At 72.4% G+C, this 14,601-nt stretch carries 11 protein-coding genes; 2 read left to right on the top strand and 9 right to left on the bottom strand.

The genetic code is table 11. The annotated features are described in order from the left end of the window. Positions 1-18: 18 nt before the first annotated feature. Genes ACQP09_RS28030 through ACQP09_RS28015 form a run of 4 tightly spaced genes read right to left on the bottom strand, consistent with a single transcriptional unit; the run spans position 19 to position 6,085 of the window. A complete protein-coding gene (locus ACQP09_RS28030) occupies positions 19-1,920 on the bottom strand; it encodes an IucA/IucC family protein (protein WP_433404478.1) in 1,902 nt (633 codons plus the stop codon). Positions 1,921-1,980: 60 nt separating this feature from the next. Continuing rightward, a complete protein-coding gene (locus ACQP09_RS28025) occupies positions 1,981-2,733 on the bottom strand; it encodes a GNAT family N-acetyltransferase (RefSeq protein ID WP_433404477.1) in 753 nt (250 codons plus the stop codon). Positions 2,734-2,769: 36 nt separating this feature from the next. Continuing rightward, the gene (locus ACQP09_RS28020) at positions 2,770-4,653 is read right to left on the bottom strand and encodes an IucA/IucC family protein (RefSeq protein ID WP_433404474.1); all 1,884 of its coding nucleotides are present in this window, start codon (positions 4,651-4,653) and stop codon (positions 2,770-2,772) included. 28 nt (positions 4,654-4,681) lie between these two features. Next, entirely contained in the window at positions 4,682-6,085 is a 1,404-nt protein-coding gene (locus ACQP09_RS28015; RefSeq protein WP_433404471.1) for a diaminobutyrate--2-oxoglutarate transaminase family protein, read from the bottom strand. Positions 6,086-6,432: 347 nt separating this feature from the next. Here ACQP09_RS28015 and ACQP09_RS28010 point away from each other — a divergent pair, with 347 nt between their 5' ends. Further along, complete coding sequence (locus tag ACQP09_RS28010; RefSeq protein WP_433406787.1) at positions 6,433-7,605, top strand: trypsin-like serine peptidase; 1,173 nt, start codon at positions 6,433-6,435, stop codon at positions 7,603-7,605. Positions 7,606-7,812: 207 nt separating this feature from the next. Here the strand turns inward: ACQP09_RS28010 and ACQP09_RS28005 are convergent, their stop codons facing one another. Both ACQP09_RS28005 and ACQP09_RS28000 read right to left on the bottom strand, forming a co-directional pair. Next, on the bottom strand, positions 7,813-8,151 hold the full coding sequence (locus ACQP09_RS28005) for a hypothetical protein (RefSeq protein WP_433404469.1): 339 nt from the start codon (positions 8,149-8,151) through the stop codon (positions 7,813-7,815). Between the two features lie 58 nt (positions 8,152-8,209). Then, complete coding sequence (locus ACQP09_RS28000; RefSeq protein ID WP_432151681.1) at positions 8,210-8,452, bottom strand: DUF6411 family protein; 243 nt, start codon at positions 8,450-8,452, stop codon at positions 8,210-8,212. A gap of 176 nt (positions 8,453-8,628) precedes the next feature. Here ACQP09_RS28000 and ACQP09_RS27995 point away from each other — a divergent pair, with 176 nt between their 5' ends. After that, complete coding sequence (locus ACQP09_RS27995) at positions 8,629-9,078, top strand: ATP-binding protein (RefSeq protein WP_433406786.1); 450 nt, start codon at positions 8,629-8,631, stop codon at positions 9,076-9,078. Positions 9,079-9,136: 58 nt separating this feature from the next. Here the strand turns inward: ACQP09_RS27995 and hflX are convergent, their stop codons facing one another. The 3 genes from hflX to ACQP09_RS27980 form a co-directional block, all read right to left on the bottom strand. Beyond that, the gene (gene hflX / locus ACQP09_RS27990; RefSeq protein WP_433404466.1) at positions 9,137-10,657 is read right to left on the bottom strand and encodes a GTPase HflX; all 1,521 of its coding nucleotides are present in this window, start codon (positions 10,655-10,657) and stop codon (positions 9,137-9,139) included. Positions 10,658-10,829: 172 nt separating this feature from the next. Continuing rightward, on the bottom strand, positions 10,830-12,284 hold the full coding sequence (locus tag ACQP09_RS27985) for a M1 family metallopeptidase (RefSeq protein WP_433404464.1): 1,455 nt from the start codon (positions 12,282-12,284) through the stop codon (positions 10,830-10,832). A 71-nt stretch (positions 12,285-12,355) separates the two neighbouring features. Further along, positions 12,356-14,557 carry a RelA/SpoT family protein gene (locus tag ACQP09_RS27980; protein WP_433404461.1) on the bottom strand — a complete coding sequence of 734 codons (2,202 nt, stop codon included), beginning with the start codon at positions 14,555-14,557 and terminating at the stop codon, positions 12,356-12,358. Positions 14,558-14,601: the final 44 nt, after the last annotated feature.

Below are 14,601 nucleotides of genomic sequence, written 5' to 3'. Positions count from 1 at the left end.
CACCACTGACAACGGTGGTCACTCCCGGATCCGGGCAGCGGGGTGCAGCGGGTTGGGAACCGTGCCGTGGATCGCCGCGTGCGGGCGGCTGGAGCGGTCGCGGTAGCCGTCCACGTGCAGCCGGTTGCGGTTGAGACAGAGCCGTTCGATCTCGGGGGTGAGCATGTCGAACAGCTCGTACCGCTCCTTGAGCTCCGGGAAGCGGGCGTGGTGGCGGACGATCTCCGCCCGGACGAGTGACCAGAACTCGTCCTCGCTCACGCCGAGCTGCTCCTCGCAGAGCGGGGAGAGATAGCGGAAGACGCCGACGAAGAGGCCGGAGTGGATGAACTGGGTCAGGAAGGACGGCGCCTCGGTGAGGAGGACCGCGCGCACCTCGTCCGGCATGGTGTCGTGCTCCGGCAGCGGGTGGGCACTGATGTTGACGTCGTCGACGAAGTCCTTGATCGCGAGCCGTACGGGCACGTCGTTCTCGTCGAAGACGACGATGGCGTTCTCGCCGTGCGGCGAGAAGACCGTGCCGTACCGGTAGAGGAAGTGCAGGAGCGGCGGCAGCAGGGCGGCGAAGAGGCGGGTGAGCCAGGCCGCCGGAGCCAGGCCTGAACGCTCGACGAGTTCGGCGGTGAACGCGCGGCCCGCCGGATCCGTATGGAGGAGGGAGGCGAGCGTGCGGGCGCGTTCGCCCGGGGCGAGGCGGGGCGGCAGGGGCTCCCGCCAGATCGCGCCGAGGAGCTCCTTGTACTGGTACGGGGCCTCGGGGAGGTGGTCGTAGAGCGGGTGTTCCACGGCGACGGAGGCGACCTCGCCGAGGAGGATGACCCGGCAGGTGTCGCGCAGGAACGGGTCGGCCTCGCACAGGCCCTGGACCCAGGCGGTGACGGCCGGTGCGGCGAGGGTGCGCTCGGTGGGCAGGCCGCGCCAGACCAGGGTGTTGAGGATGGAGAGCGGCAGCTTCACCGTGTGCCGGTCGGGGCGGGCCACGTTGGCGAAGGTGCGGACGGACTGCTGCGGGAGGCGGGCGTCGCCGTCGGTGTGCAGTGCCACGATGTCGCCGTCGGCGATGGCGGGCGCGAAGAGCGGAACGATCCATTCGTCCCACTGCCAGGGGTGTACGGGCAGGTAGAGGTAGCTCTCCGGGTCGAGCCCACGGGCTTGCAGTACGGCGGCGAACGAGGCGCGTACGGAGGGGTCGAGCTCCTGGGCGTAGAGGTGCTCGGAGGTGGTGAGGCGGCCCACGCCGCGGTACTGCGCGATGCGGGTGCTCACGGCGATCCACGGCAGCTGGAGAGGGCTGCGGGTCTCGGGCGTGAAGCGGGCCGCGTCGGCTGCGGAGAAGCCGAGCCGTCCCTTGCTCGCCACCAGCCAGGGGTGGCCGGTCTGGTGTCCCTCCAACTCGGCGTAGTCGGCCTCGGCGAGCTGGGCCGCGGTGAGGGCGGTGTGGTCGAGCCGGGCGTCGGCGGAGAGCGTGAGGGTCAGTTCGCGGATGAGGTGGCCGAGGGTGGCGCCGTCGAGGCCGAGGAGACCGCCGGCGCGGGCGAGGAACCGCAGCGGGTCGCGGAACGGGCGGGCCGTACCGTCCGGAGTGCCGTTGGAGGCGGCGTGGCTGGAGGAGGCGCCGTTGGAGAGGGGGCTCGCCGGCGGGTGGACCGTCTCGATGGAGTCGGGGTCGACGCGCCAGCTCCCGTAGACGCCCCGGCGGGCCGAGAAGCGGAGCTCGGTGCCGTCGTCGAGCGTGAGGGCGTGCAGGTGGCCGTCGCCGGGCCGGCGTTCGGGCTCGATGATCTCCTCGTACGCGAACTCGCCGAGCATCTTGGCGAGCAGCCGCGCCGCGGCCCGGTCCCAGACCTGCCGGTTCAGCTCCGGCGGGCTGAGGAGGGGGTGGGGCTCGACTGCATCATGGCTCGCGGGATATGTCGGCACGGGGACTCCTCCGGGTGGGACCGATGGGGTTCGAGCGGTGTGGACGGTGCGGCGCGATGTTCACAGGTGATCACGGTACGTTCGGTCGCGGATCATGAGAGCGGCACGTTTGTCGGGGAGGTCCACCTCTGCGGAGAAGCGGAACCCGGCCCTCAGGAATGCCGATACGGACGGGGTGTTACGGAGGTCCGGCTCGGCGACGACCCGGCCGCAGCGCGGCAGGTTGTCCAGCACGAGGTCGGCGACGGCGCGCAGCAGCGTGGTGCCCACGCCCCTCCCCCGGTTGCCCACGCCTCCGATGAGGAGGTGGATGCCGGTGTCGTGGAGGCGGGCGGGGTAGTGGCGGGCCAGCGGGTCGAGGTCGGCGCGGTAGATCTCCCAGTAGCTCATGGGTGTTCCGTCGAGCACACCGAGGCAGGGGACGGAGCGGCCGTCCCCTGCGAGCTGCGGCCTCAGATGGTCGGCGGTGACGGATTCGGGCCCGGCCAGCTCCCAGAAGGCGGCGACGGCCGGGTCGTTCATCCAGCGGCTGAGGACGGCGAGGTCGCGCTCCAGGACCACCGGGACCAGGTGGAACACCCCGGCCTCGGTGGTCGCTCCGGGCCAGGTGGCCGGGTCGCCGAGCAGCCCGCCCTCGGAGCCGTGTCCCGCTGCCGCCTTGCTCCGGTCCTCGGCGATGAGGGCGAGGAGCTCCTCGGTGAGCTTCAGGTCGAGCGTGTCCTCGGTGCCCATGGGGACGCCCGGGCTCGTGGGCCGGGGGCCCGGTTCCGGAGGCGCCGCGTCGGATGCGGCGGACGCGTCGGCGGGAGGCACGGTGACACTCTCCTCTCTGGAGCGGGGCCGGGCCCCTCAGGCGTGCAGCGGGTTGGCGATGGAGACGTAGACGGACTGGGTGTCGACCGGGCCGACCAGCTCGTCCAGGCCGTGCAGCCGGGTCAGCAGATTGGCCTTGCACCGCAGTTGGCGGTTCTGGAGAAGATACGCGGGCAGGGGCGAGCCCAGTTCCGCGTTCTCGGTGAGGAATTGGCGCAGGACGGTGAGGAGGGCCTGTTCGTCGGCGAGGCGCTGGGCGCCGAACGCGCCGACGAGGCCGAGGACGTTGTTGATGCCCAGGTAGTAGGCGAACCGCTCGTCGGTGACCGGGTCGGAGACGAAGGTGTCGCTGACCGTGCCGATGCCCGGGAGCCGCCGCTCCAGCTCGTCGCGGCGGGAGTCGCGGAAGTAGTAGCCCTGGTTGTCGCGGTAGCGTCCGCCGACCGGCCAGCCGTCCGGGTCGAGCAGGACGAGGGTGTTCTGCTGGTGGGCCTCCAGGGCGACGCCGGCGTGCGCGTCGAGCCAGAGGACGGGGCGTACGACGCGGTCCAGATAGCGCCGGAACCACTCGGCGGAGACGTCCCCGACCGGGCGGCCGGTCCGGGCGGCCAGGGCGGCGACGGCCTCGGCCAGCCGGGAGCGCATCAGGGGCTGCCCGGGCCGGGGCCGCTGTGCGGTGAGCCCGGCGATGCAGACGGCGTCGTCGCCCGGTCCGAAGGGGTTCTGCCGGAGCATCACGTCGAGCCCGGTCACGGGGGTGCCCTCGGGGTCGTCGACGGCGAGCCAGGCGGGGTCGCGGACGATGTCGAAGCCGGGGTGCTCGCGCTGCCAGCTCTCGGCGAGGCCGGTGGTCAGGAGGCGGTGGACCTCGACGCCCCGGTGCAGCTCCTTGCGGAGGTTCTCGCGGCGGGAGTTGGTGATGCGGACGCCGAGGGAGAGCTTGAGCATCACGCGGGCGCCGGGCCGGTGGACGGTGCGGATGGAGGAGGTGGGGTGCCAGTGCTCGCCGTGCGGGCCGAGGTCGTGCAGCAGGCCGGTCTCCTGGAGGGCGGCGACCTGCGGACGGCTCAGCAGGTCGGCGGCCTGCCAGGGGTGCAGGGGCAGGGCGGCGGTGCCGGGCGGCAGGCGCAGCCCGTCGCGGTGCGGGGCGAGCAGCTCCTCGGCGGAGGCCGGGCCGCCGTCGGTCCAGGCGGAGTCGGTGGCGGTGAGGGAGCGGTCCACGGCGAACCAGTGGAGCGGGAAGGAGCCGTGCAGCTCGGGCGAGTAGCGCCGGGACTCCGCCTCGGAGAGCCCTTCGCGGCTCTTGGGGGTGGGGTGGAGCGGATGGCCGAGGAGGAGGGACTGCTCGGCGGTGAGGAAGAGGTCGGTGTCGGCCGGTTCGGCGGGGTGGCGGCGGCGCTGTTCGACGAAGCCGGCGGTGTGGTGTACGGAGTCGGCGACGCGGGCGACCAGTTCGGCGGAGCCGTTGCGGTCGGCTTCCCGGCCGATGAGGACGGCGACGGTGACGGCGTCGGCGGGCGGGGCCTTCTCGGGGGCGCCTTCCAGGACCGGGGCGCCGAAGCGGTGGGCTCCGGTGGCGGACCAGTAGTGCACGGGGACGAGCAGGGCGGTGCCGGTGGCGGGGAAGTCGACGCGCAGGGTGTCGCCTTCGGGCCGGGGCAGGTCGTTCTCCCGGGTCCAGCACCGCAGGAGGCTCTCGGTGCCGGCGGCGTCGGCGGCGCGCAGCGGGTCGGGGTGGTCCAAGGGGTCCTGCTCGCCGGGGACTTCGCCGTACGAGGCGTCCGAGCCGCCTTCGTACGGGGCTTTCTGACGAGGCACGGTCGTCGTCGCCTCGGCCGTGCCGGGGGCGGCCGGTCCGTCCTGCCCTCGGTGCTGGGGGGTTCCGGGGCCGTCGGCCTCGGACGCTGAGGTGGGGTTCACGGCGGTCTTCCTTGTGTGGTTCCGGGGATCAGCTGGTCGACACGGTGGCGGCCCGGCGGTGCGGTGAACGCTCCGCGGCCGCCAGCGCGTCGGCCAGCCGGTCGACGACGGCACTCGCCTGTTCGTCGGTGAGGGTGAGCGGAGGCAGCAGGCGGACCACGGCGCTGTGCCGGCCGCCCAGTTCGACGATGAGGCCGCGGTCCAGGCACTCCTGCTGGACGGCGCGGGCGAGGGCCGGGTCCGGCGGCGGGGCCGGGGTGTGGTCGTCGGCCTCGGCCGGCAGCGGCGCGGCCTCGGGGTCCACCAGCTCCAGGCCGATCATCAGTCCGCGCCCCCGTACGTCGCCGATCCCCGTATGCTCCGCCCGCAGTTTCCCCAGGCTGTCGAGCATGCGGGCGCCCAAGGCCGCCGCCCGCTCCGCCAGCCCGTTCTCCCGGACGTACGCGAGGGTGGCCGCGCCCGCCGCCATGGCGAGCTGGTTGCCACGAAACGTACCCGCGTGCGCGCCCGGCTGCCAGAGGTCCAGCTCAGAGCGGTAGACGATGACCGCGAGCGGGAGGGAGCCGCCGATCGCCTTGGAGAGGACCATGACGTCCGGGACGACGCCGCTGTGCTCGACGGCCCAGAAGGCGCCGGTCCTGCCGACGCCGGTCTGCACCTCGTCGGCGATGAGCGGGATACCGCGGGCGCGGGTGATCTCGCGCATCCTGCGCAGCCAGGCGTCCGGCGCGGGGTTGACGCCGCCCTCGCCCTGGACCGGCTCCACGATCATCCCGGCCGGGGCCGGGACCCCGCCCTTCTCGTCGTCGAGCAGGTGCTCCGTCCACCGCGCGGCGATGGCGGCACCGCGCTCGCCGCCGATGCCGAACGGACAGCGGTAGTCCTGCGGGAAGGGCAGCCGGGTCACCCGGACGTCCCGGGCGCCGCCGGAGGCTTCCAGCGCTCCGGCCGTCATGCCGTGGTAGGCGCCGGTGAAGGTCAGCAGGGTGTCACGGCCGGTCGCGGCGCGGACCAGCTTGAACGCGGCCTCGACCGCGTCCGTACCGGCGGGGCCGCAGAACTGGATGCGGGCGTTCTCGGCGAACTCCCGCGGCAGGGTGGCGAACAGCTCGGTGGTGAAGGCGTCCTTGACCGGGGTGGCGAGGTCGAGCACGTGGAGCGGGGCTCCGGAGTCGATGACCTTCCGGATGGCTTCGAGCACGACCGGGTGGTTGTGGCCGAGCGCCAGGGTGCCCGCGCCCGACAGACAGTCCAGATAGCGCCGTCCGTCCGCGCCCTCGATGGTGAGCCCGCGCGCCCGGACCGGAACGATCGGCAGGGACCGCGCGTAGGTGCGGGCGGCCGATTCGCGCAGCGACTGGCGGCGGAGGATGCCCTCGTGCGCGGGGGCCGCTGGAGGCGGTGCCACCGGAGCGGGTTCGGTCACGGACACGGCTCTTGATCCTCCTGCGGTAACAGTTGCGTTGCACGTCGATACGTTTTCGCGCGGACGGAGTGCGGGGGTGAACGCTGTCCTGGTGTCCCCCGTACGTACCAACGACGCCGGCCGCAAGGGATCACGGGTAAATCGGAACATCCTTGCGGGGACGGAACCGTGGACCTGCCGCGTACCGTCCCCATCGGCACCGGCATAGTGGGGGCCGCGCCGAAGGCCGGAACACGGCCCCGAAGTGTCCGAAACGCAGCACGGAGTACCGAGTGACGAAGTCCCAGGGGGATCACCAGATGCGAACCGTTCGCCCGACCGACACCGCACGCCGCGGCAGCCGCGTACGGCGCATGCCGCGTGGTGTGCTCGCCGCGACGGCGGCCGTCGCCGTCCTGGCGCTCACCGCCACCGCCTGCGGTCCGGAGGAGGACAACGCGGGCGGTACGACGCCCAGCGCCTCGGCCGACCCGACCTCCGACGGCAAGGTCGTCATCCCGGACGACCTGAAGAACCGGCTCAAGGAGCACGGGATCGACCCGGACAAGTGGCGGGACGGCGAGTGGAAGAACTGGGACAAGGACAAGTGGCTGCGTGAGGCCAAGGACTTCGTCAACCCGATCATCGACGGCCTCTGGGACCCGGACCGGATGCGGGAGGCCGACAAGCCCCCGGAGAACCCGGTCGACAACGACATCTCCGGCGACGACGGCGTGACGGACCCGACACCCGCCCCTGTGCAGGCGGCCGGTGTCGCGACGCCGTACCACGACAGCGAGCCGGCGTCCGGCAAGCTGCTCTTCGACGGTCCCAAGGGCTCGATGGTCTGCTCGGCGACCGTGGTGAAGGACCCGGCCAACCCCGGCAAGTCCAACATGGTGTGGACCGCCGGGCACTGTGTGCACGCCGGCAAGGCGGGCGGCTGGTACCGCAACATCGCCTTCGTCCCGTCGTACAACAACGACGGCCTGTCGCTGGCGGAGCTGGAGACCGCGCCCAAGGAGAAGATCGCTCCGTACGGTGTGTGGTGGGGCCGGTGGGCCCAGACCTCGGAGCAGTGGATCGCCGAAGGTGCGGCGACCGGCGGGCAGGGCGCTCCGTACGACTTCGCGGTGCTGCATGTGACGCCGGAGAAGGGCTCGACGGGCAAGTCGCTGGAGGAGACGGTCGGTTCGGCGCTGCCGGTCGACTTCAACGCTCCCGCCGTTCCGCAGATCCCGTCGATGACGGCCACCGGCTACCCGGCCGCGCCGCCGTTCGACGGCCAGAAGCTGCTTCGGTGCGAGGACGAGCCGGGCCGCCTCTCGGTCCGCCAGGACGAGCCGACGATGTACCGCATCGGCTGCACGATGACCGGCGGTTCCTCCGGCGGCGGCTGGGTCGCGCAGGGCCAGGACGGGCAGCCCGCGCTGGTCTCCAACACCTCGATCGGCCCGGTCTCGGCGGGTTGGCTGGCCGGCCCCCGCCTCGGCAAGGAGGCCGAGGGCGTCTACCGCGCGGTCAGCGAGAAGTACGCGGGCCAGTAGGCCGTGTGACGGTCGTACGCGGGCCGGTAGGAAGCGACCGCTGTACGCGGGTCGGTAAGAGGCGACCGCTGTACGCGGGTCGGTAAGAGGCGACCGCTGTACGCGGGTCGGTAGGAAGCGTCCGTCGTACGCCGGTCAGTGAGAAGCGCCCTTCGTGCGCGGGTCAGTCGGACCCATTCCGCCCGGGTGGCCGGCTCTGTTCGCCGGTCACCCGGGCGGTTCGCTGTCCGGGCTTCCCGGCGAGTCGAGTTCCGCGGCCCCGGCCTCCCAGCGGCGGCGCCGCTCGGCGAGGGACTGCTCCCACCACGGGGTGCCGCGTTCGCCGAGGGCCACCTTGGCCGTGTGCACCCGGCTCCGGGCCAGCTTCTCGGCCGCGGGGTCCGCGTTCCGGTGGGAGGCGGCCACCGCGCGCCGGGCCGCCATCAGGTGGCGGCGCAGCACGGCGGAGACGTCCTCGGGGATCTCCGGGTCGGTGGCCCGCCATCGACGGCCCTTCACCACGATGTACCGGCCGTCGGGGGTCCGCTCCGGCTGATCGGCGTCCATCCGGCCATGGTGCCCGACGGGCACGGCTACCGGCGTGGACGCGTGCGGGCGCACGCCGTCAGAACGGCATGTGGCCACGGGCACGCCGACCGGCCGAGCCGCTGCGGCCGACCGCCTTGGAGCTGCTGCGGAACGGCTTGCTGAAGAGCCGGCCCAGCGGACCCGGCGCCTTGCTGCCCGCGCGGGAGCCCAGGCCCAGCGTGCGCTGGGTGCCGCGCTCCGGGTGACGGGAGAACTTGGGGACCAGGAAGGCCAGCACGGCCAGGACGACACAGACGGCGACTATTCCGGCGATCATCATAATTTCCTCCTTGCTAGGTGCGTGCTGCCGTCGTGTGCCCGATGCCATGCACTCCAATCACCGCCGGGTCCCGAGGGCTTCGCGGCTCGGGCGGGACGGTGTTCCGCGCTCCGGCGGGTACACGGAGGACAACCGAGCGCCGGACCCCCGTACGGCCACGATCGAGAGGCATGGCGATGACCGATTCCACGATGAGGGCGGTGGGCTGGGCGCAGTCCTTCCCCGTCTCCCAGGGAGTGCGAGCGGGGCGCCACTGGGCGCGCGAGCACCTGCAGAGCCTGGAGTGGGCCAAGGACTCGCCCGACACCGTGGATTCGGTGCTGATCGCCGTCTCCGAGCTCATCACCAACGCGCACAAGCACGCCCGCAGCGACGCCCAGCTCATTCTGACCTGGGACAGCGCGTGCCTGCACGTCAGCGTCCACGACTCCAGCCCGCAGCCGCCCGCACCGCGTGACGCGGAGCCGGACGCGCTCGGCGGCCGCGGCATGGCCATCGTCGACGCGCTGGCCGACAGCTGGCAGCACCATCCGCGGCGGGACGGCAAGACGGTGACGGCGTGCTTCGTGCCTCCGGGGTACGAGGACTCCGCCGCCGCCGGACGCGGGGCCCCCGGGAACGGCTGACGCCCGGCCGGGCGGACCCGGTCGGGCGTCTTCGTTCACGGCCTGCGCCGTGCGGTGATCAGTGCGCGGCGGGGACGAACGTCCCGAGCTCCGCCGCCAGCTCCTCGTGGACCTGGGCCTTGAGCAGCGTGCCCTCGGCGGTGTGCTCCTCGGAGAGGACCTCACCTTCGGCGTGCACCCGGGAGACCAGCGCCCCCTGGATGTACGGCACGAGCACCTCGATCTCGACGGACGGGCGCGGCAGTTCGGCGTCGATGAGCGCGAGCAGCTCGTCGATGCCCTCGCCGGTCCGGGCCGAGACCGCGATCGCGTACTTCTCGTTGCGCAGCAGCCGCTGGAGGACCAGCGGGTCCGCCGCGTCCGCCTTGTTGACCACGACGATCTCGCGCACGTTCACCGCGCCGACGTCCCGGATCACCTCGCGGACCGCGGCGAGCTGCTCCTCCGGCACCGGGTGCGAGCCGTCCACCACGTGCAGGATGAGATCGGACTCGCCGACCTCCTCCATGGTGGAGCGGAACGCCTCTACGAGGTGGTGCGGCAGGTGCCGTACGAACCCGACGGTGTCGGCGAGGGTGTAGATCCGGCCGCTCGGTGTCTCGGCCCGGCGCACGGTCGGGTCCAGGGTGGCGAACAGGGCGTTCTCCACCAGGACACCGGCTCCGGTGAGGCGGTTGAGCAGCGAGGACTTTCCGGCGTTGGTGTATCCGGCGATGGCGACGGAGGGCACCTTGTTGCGCTTGCGCTCCTGCCGCTTGATCTCGCGGCCGGTCTTCATCTCCGCGATCTCCCGGCGCATCTTCGCCATCTTCTCGCGGATCCGCCGCCGGTCCGTCTCGATCTTGGTCTCACCGGGACCACGCGTGGCCATACCGCCACCGCCGCCGGAACCGGCGCCGCCCATCTGACGGGAGAGCGACTGACCCCAGCCGCGCAGCCGCGGCAGCATGTACTGCATCTGTGCCAGCGAGACCTGCGCCTTGCCCTCTCGGGACTTGGCGTGCTGGGCGAAGATGTCGAGGATGAGCGCGGTCCGGTCGACCACCTTCACCTTGACGACGTCTTCCAGGTGGATCAGCTGGCCCGGGCTGAGCTCACCGTCGCAGACGACGGTGTCGGCCCCGGATTCGAGGACGATGTCCCGCAGCTGGAGCGCCTTGCCGGACCCGATGTAGGTCGCCGGGTCGGGCTTGTCGCGCCGCTGGTACACCGCGTCGAGCACTTGGGCGCCCGCCGTCTCGGCGAGGGCGGCGAGCTCCGCGAGGGAGATCTCCGCGTCGCGCACCGTCCCCGAGGTCCAGACACCGACCAGCACGACGCGCTCCAGGCGCAGCTGCCGGTACTCGACCTCGGTGACGTCCTCGAGCTCCGTGGAGAGGCCGGCCACGCGCCGCAGCGCGGCACGCTCGGAGCGGTCCAGCTGGTCGCCGTCGCGCGCTCCGTCGATCTCCTGGCTCCAGGCGACGTCCTCTTCCATCAGGGCGTCGGCCCGAAGGCTCTCGGTGAGGCTCTCGGGGGTGTTCTCCGTGGCGCTCTGCGCGTCGTGCGCGTCCTGGGGAAGGGAAGAAGAGGAGGTCATTGGATCCTTACGTCGAGAGAAGTCTTTACGTCAGTCACAACGTGTGATCTGTCCGGATGATTCCCGATCATTCCCGCCGAGGGTTCCGATCGGGTCCCGGGCCGTCCGCCGTGCCGACGTGTCGATAGTGGCACGGCCCCACCGGGCCCGTCACTGGGGTTTCCCCCCGTCCTCAAGGGGTGGCACCGGGCTCAGCCGCTCGCCAGTCGGGGTGACCGGGCATCGGCGGCGTCTTCTTCCCGTACAGCCAGCTCTCGAAGAAGGCGGTCAGGTCCCGTGCCGCGATGCCGGAGGCCAGCCGGATGAAGTCCGCGGTGGTCGCCGTACCGTCCCGGTGGATCCGGACCCAGGCGCGCTGCAGCCGGTCGAAGGCGGGCGCGCCGATCTCCTGGCGCAGCGCGTAGAGGACCAGGGCGCTTCCGTCGTAGACGACCGGCCGGAAGAGGCTCAGCTTCTCGCCCTCGGCCGGGCCGTCCGGGTGCGCCGGCGGGCCACCGTTAGCCCGCCAGCCGTCGGAGAGCTTGTACGCCTCGCGCATCCGCCGCTCCAGCGTCACGCCCCCGTTCTCCTCGGCGTGCAGCGCCTCGTACCAGGTGGCGTGTCCCTCGTTGAGCCAGAGGTCGGACCAGGTGGCGGGCGAGACGCTGTTGCCGAACCACTGGTGGGCCAGCTCGTGGACCATCACCGAGTCGACGTACCACTCGGGGTAGGCGGGCTCGGTGAAGAAGGACTTCCCGAACAGCGAGAGGGTCTGGGTCTCCAGCGCGAAGCCGATACGGCTGTCGGCGACGAGGACTCCGTACGACTCGAAGGGATAGCGGCCGACGTGCCGCTCCATCCAGTCCAGCTGGTCGGGCGTCTTCTTCAGCCAGGGCTCCATCTTCTCGCGGTCGGCGGCCGGGACGACGTCGCGCAGCGGCAGTCCGTGCGGTCCGGTGTGGTGGTGGACGTGGGAGCGGCCGATGGAGACCTGGGCGAGCTCGGTGGCCATGGGGTGCTGGGTGCGGTAGGTCCAGGTGGTGGTGGCGCCGTTACGCGTGTGGCCGGCGGGCAGCCCGTTGGCTACGGCCGTGAGGTCCTTGGGGGCGGTGATGCGGAAGGTGAAGTGGGCTTTGTCGGAGGGGTGGTCGTTGCTCGGGAAGACCCGGTGGGCGGCGTCGGCCTGGTTGGCCATGGCGAGGCCGTCGGCGGTCCGGATCCAGCCGCCGTTGCCCGAGGTCCCGGCCGGATCGCTGGTGTGCCGGACGGTGATGTTCAGCGGTACGCCTTCGGGGAGGCGGCGGGGCGCCTGGAGGACCAGGTCCTCGTTCTTGCTGCCGAAGTCGGCGGCCTGCCCGTTGATCTCGACGCCCCGCACGGTGCCCCGGGCGAAGTCGAGGTTGACGCGGTCCAGCGGTGCGGTGGTGCGGGCCGTGATCTTGGTGACGGCGTCCAGGGGTTGGGTGTTGCTGCCGTGGTAGGTGAAGGCGATGTCGTACGCGAGGACGTCGTAGCCGGGGTTGCCCAGCTCGGGGAAGAGCCGGTCACCGATGCCGAGCGGCTCGGGGGCGGGCAGGGCGGCGGCGACGAGGGTGAGCGACGCGGTGGCCAGGAGGGCGGCCCGCAGGCGGCGGGAGAGGTGCGGCATGGACTACCGCTATCAGCGCCGGAGGCCTCCCCGGTGGTGCCGCGCGCCGCACCACCCGAACGGGGCGGGGCTCAGCCGGTGGCGGCCGGGTGCTGGGCGCGGCTGACGTCGTAGACCCCGGCGACCTCGCGCATCGCCCGCATCAGGGCGGGCAGTCCGGCGGCGTCGGGGAGCTGGAGGGTGTAGGTGTGCCGTACGCGTTGTTCGCTCGGCGGCTCGACGGTGGCGGAGACGATCGCCGCGTCGGCCGTGGCGATGGCCTCGGTGAGGTCGGCGAGCAGCCGGGGCCGGCCGAAGGACTCGGCGACGAGCGTGACCCGGCAGGCGGCGGTGTCATGCCCGCCGTCCTCGTCGCGCCAGCGGGCCGCGACCGGCGCGCGGCCGATCTCCCGCATCCGGGCGACGGCGGGACACTCCTGGCGGTGCACGGTGACGGCACCTCCCCGGACCACGATGCCGACCACGTCGTCCGGCGGCACCGGCGTACAGCAGCCGGCCAGCCGGGTGGGGCTCTCCGGGCCGTCGACGACCACGCCTGAGGCACGTCCGCCGGAGCGGGTGCGGACCTGTGCGGTGGCGTACGGGCCGTCGGCTGCCGGTTCCGTACGACCGTCGGTGCCGTCCTCGTCGGCCTCAAAGCCTTCGGAAGGGAAGGCATCAGGGTCTGCGGCTTCCGGAAGGGCCGCTTCCGGGTGGGTCGCGTCCGGGTGGGCGGAGAGCCAGGCGGTGATCGCGATCCGGGCGGCGGGCGTACGGGCGTGGTCGAGCCACTCGGGGGACGGGCCGGAGGCGGTGTCCTGGGCGAGCAGCAGCTGGACGGTGTCGCCGTCGCTGAGGACGGTGGAGAGGGTGGCCAGGCGGCCGTTGACCCGCGCTCCGATGCAGGTGTGCGCCCGCTCCCCGTGCTGCGCGTAGGCGGCGTCGACACAGCTGGCGCCGGCGGGCAGGCCGAGGGTCCTGCCGTCGGTGCGGAAGACGGTGATCTCGCGGTCCTGCGCGAGGTCGGCGCGGAGCGTGGTCCAGAAGGTGTCCGGGTCGGTGGCGGACTCCTGCCAGGCCAGCAGCCGGGAGAGCCAGCCGGGCCGGGTCGGGTCGGCACGCTCGTCGGACGGTTCGGCCTGCTGGGCGAGGGTGCCGTCGTGGGCGTACGGGTTGCCCAGGGCGACGACGCCCGCCTCGGCGACCTTGTGCATCCGGTGCGTGCGGATGAGGACTTCGGCGACCGCGCCCTCGGGGCCGACGACGGCGGTGTGCAGCGACTGGTAGAGGTTGAACTTGGGCGCGGCGATGAAGTCCTTGAACTCGGAGATCACCGGCGTGAAGCAGGTGTGCAGCTCACCGAGGACGGCGTAGCAGTCGGCGTCCTCGCCGACCAGGACGAGCAGCCGGCCGAAGTCGGTGGGCCGCAGCTCGCCGCGTTTGCGGCGGACCCGGTGGACGGAGACGAAGTGGCGCGGCCGGATGAGGACTTCGGCGCTGATGCCCGCTTCCCTCAGGGTCGTACGGACGTTGTCGGCGATGGTGGAGAGCGGGTCCGCCTCGCCCGTGGCGGCGGCGATGAGGGTACGGGTGTCCTCGTACTCCTCGGGATCGAGGATGGCGAAGACCAGGTCCTCCAGCTCGGTCTTGAGCGCCTGGACGCCGAGCCGTTCGGCGAGCGGGATGAGGACGTCGCGGGTGACCTTGGCGATCCGGGCCTGCTTCTCGGGGCGCATCACGGTGAGGGTGCGCATGTTGTGCAGCCGGTCGGCGAGTTTGATGGACATGACCCGGACGTCGTTGCCGGTGGCGACGAGCATCTTGCGGAAGGTCTCGGGCTCGGCGGCGGCGCCGTAGTCGACCTTTTCGAGTTTGGTGACGCCGTCGACGAGATAGCGGACCTCCTCGCCGAACTGGTCCCGCACCTGATCGAGCGTCACCTCGGTGTCCTCGACGGTGTCGTGGAGGAGTGAGGCCGTCAACGTGGTGGTCTCGGCGCCGAGTTCGGCGAGGATGAGGGTGACGGCGAGCGGGTGCGTGATGTACGGCTCGCCGCTCTTGCGCATCTGGCCGCGGTGCGAGGACTCCGCGAGGACGTAGGCGCGGTGGAGGATGGTCAGGTCGGCGTCGGGGTGGTGGGCCCGGTGCGCGTCGGCGACATGGCCGATGGCGTCCGACAGCCGGTCGCGCGGGACGGGGCCGAGCAGCGCCACGCGGCCCAGTCTGCGCAGATCGATCCGGGGCCGGCTCCGCCTGCGGGGCACAGCGGCGGGATCGGCGGCCTCTGCACTCATGAAGCACCTCCGGCGGCGTCGACCGGCGGTGGGGAGAGGCGGAC

Origin of the sequence: Streptomyces sp. CA-146814 (genome assembly GCF_050942385.1) — a bacterium.
Taxonomy (GTDB): Bacteria; Actinomycetota; Actinomycetes; order Streptomycetales; family Streptomycetaceae; genus Streptomyces.
This window is presented reverse-complemented; position numbering and strand designations above follow the sequence as displayed.

What these genes read in the sequence shown, in the direction of transcription:
- hflX (WP_433404466.1), bottom strand. Translation starts at nt 10,657, where the DNA reads ATGACCTCCTCTTCTTCCCTTCCCCAGGACGCGCACGACGCGCAGAGC.
- ACQP09_RS28005 (WP_433404469.1), bottom strand. Translation starts at nt 8,151, where the DNA reads ATGGACGCCGATCAGCCGGAGCGGACCCCCGACGGCCGGTACATCGTG.
- ACQP09_RS28010 (WP_433406787.1), top strand. Translation starts at nt 6,433, where the DNA reads ATGCCGCGTGGTGTGCTCGCCGCGACGGCGGCCGTCGCCGTCCTGGCG.
- ACQP09_RS27980 (WP_433404461.1), bottom strand. Translation starts at nt 14,557, where the DNA reads ATGAGTGCAGAGGCCGCCGATCCCGCCGCTGTGCCCCGCAGGCGGAGC.
- ACQP09_RS28000 (WP_432151681.1), bottom strand. Translation starts at nt 8,452, where the DNA reads ATGATGATCGCCGGAATAGTCGCCGTCTGTGTCGTCCTGGCCGTGCTG.
- ACQP09_RS27985 (WP_433404464.1), bottom strand. Translation starts at nt 12,284, where the DNA reads ATGCCGCACCTCTCCCGCCGCCTGCGGGCCGCCCTCCTGGCCACCGCG.
- ACQP09_RS27995 (WP_433406786.1), top strand. Translation starts at nt 8,629, where the DNA reads ATGACCGATTCCACGATGAGGGCGGTGGGCTGGGCGCAGTCCTTCCCC.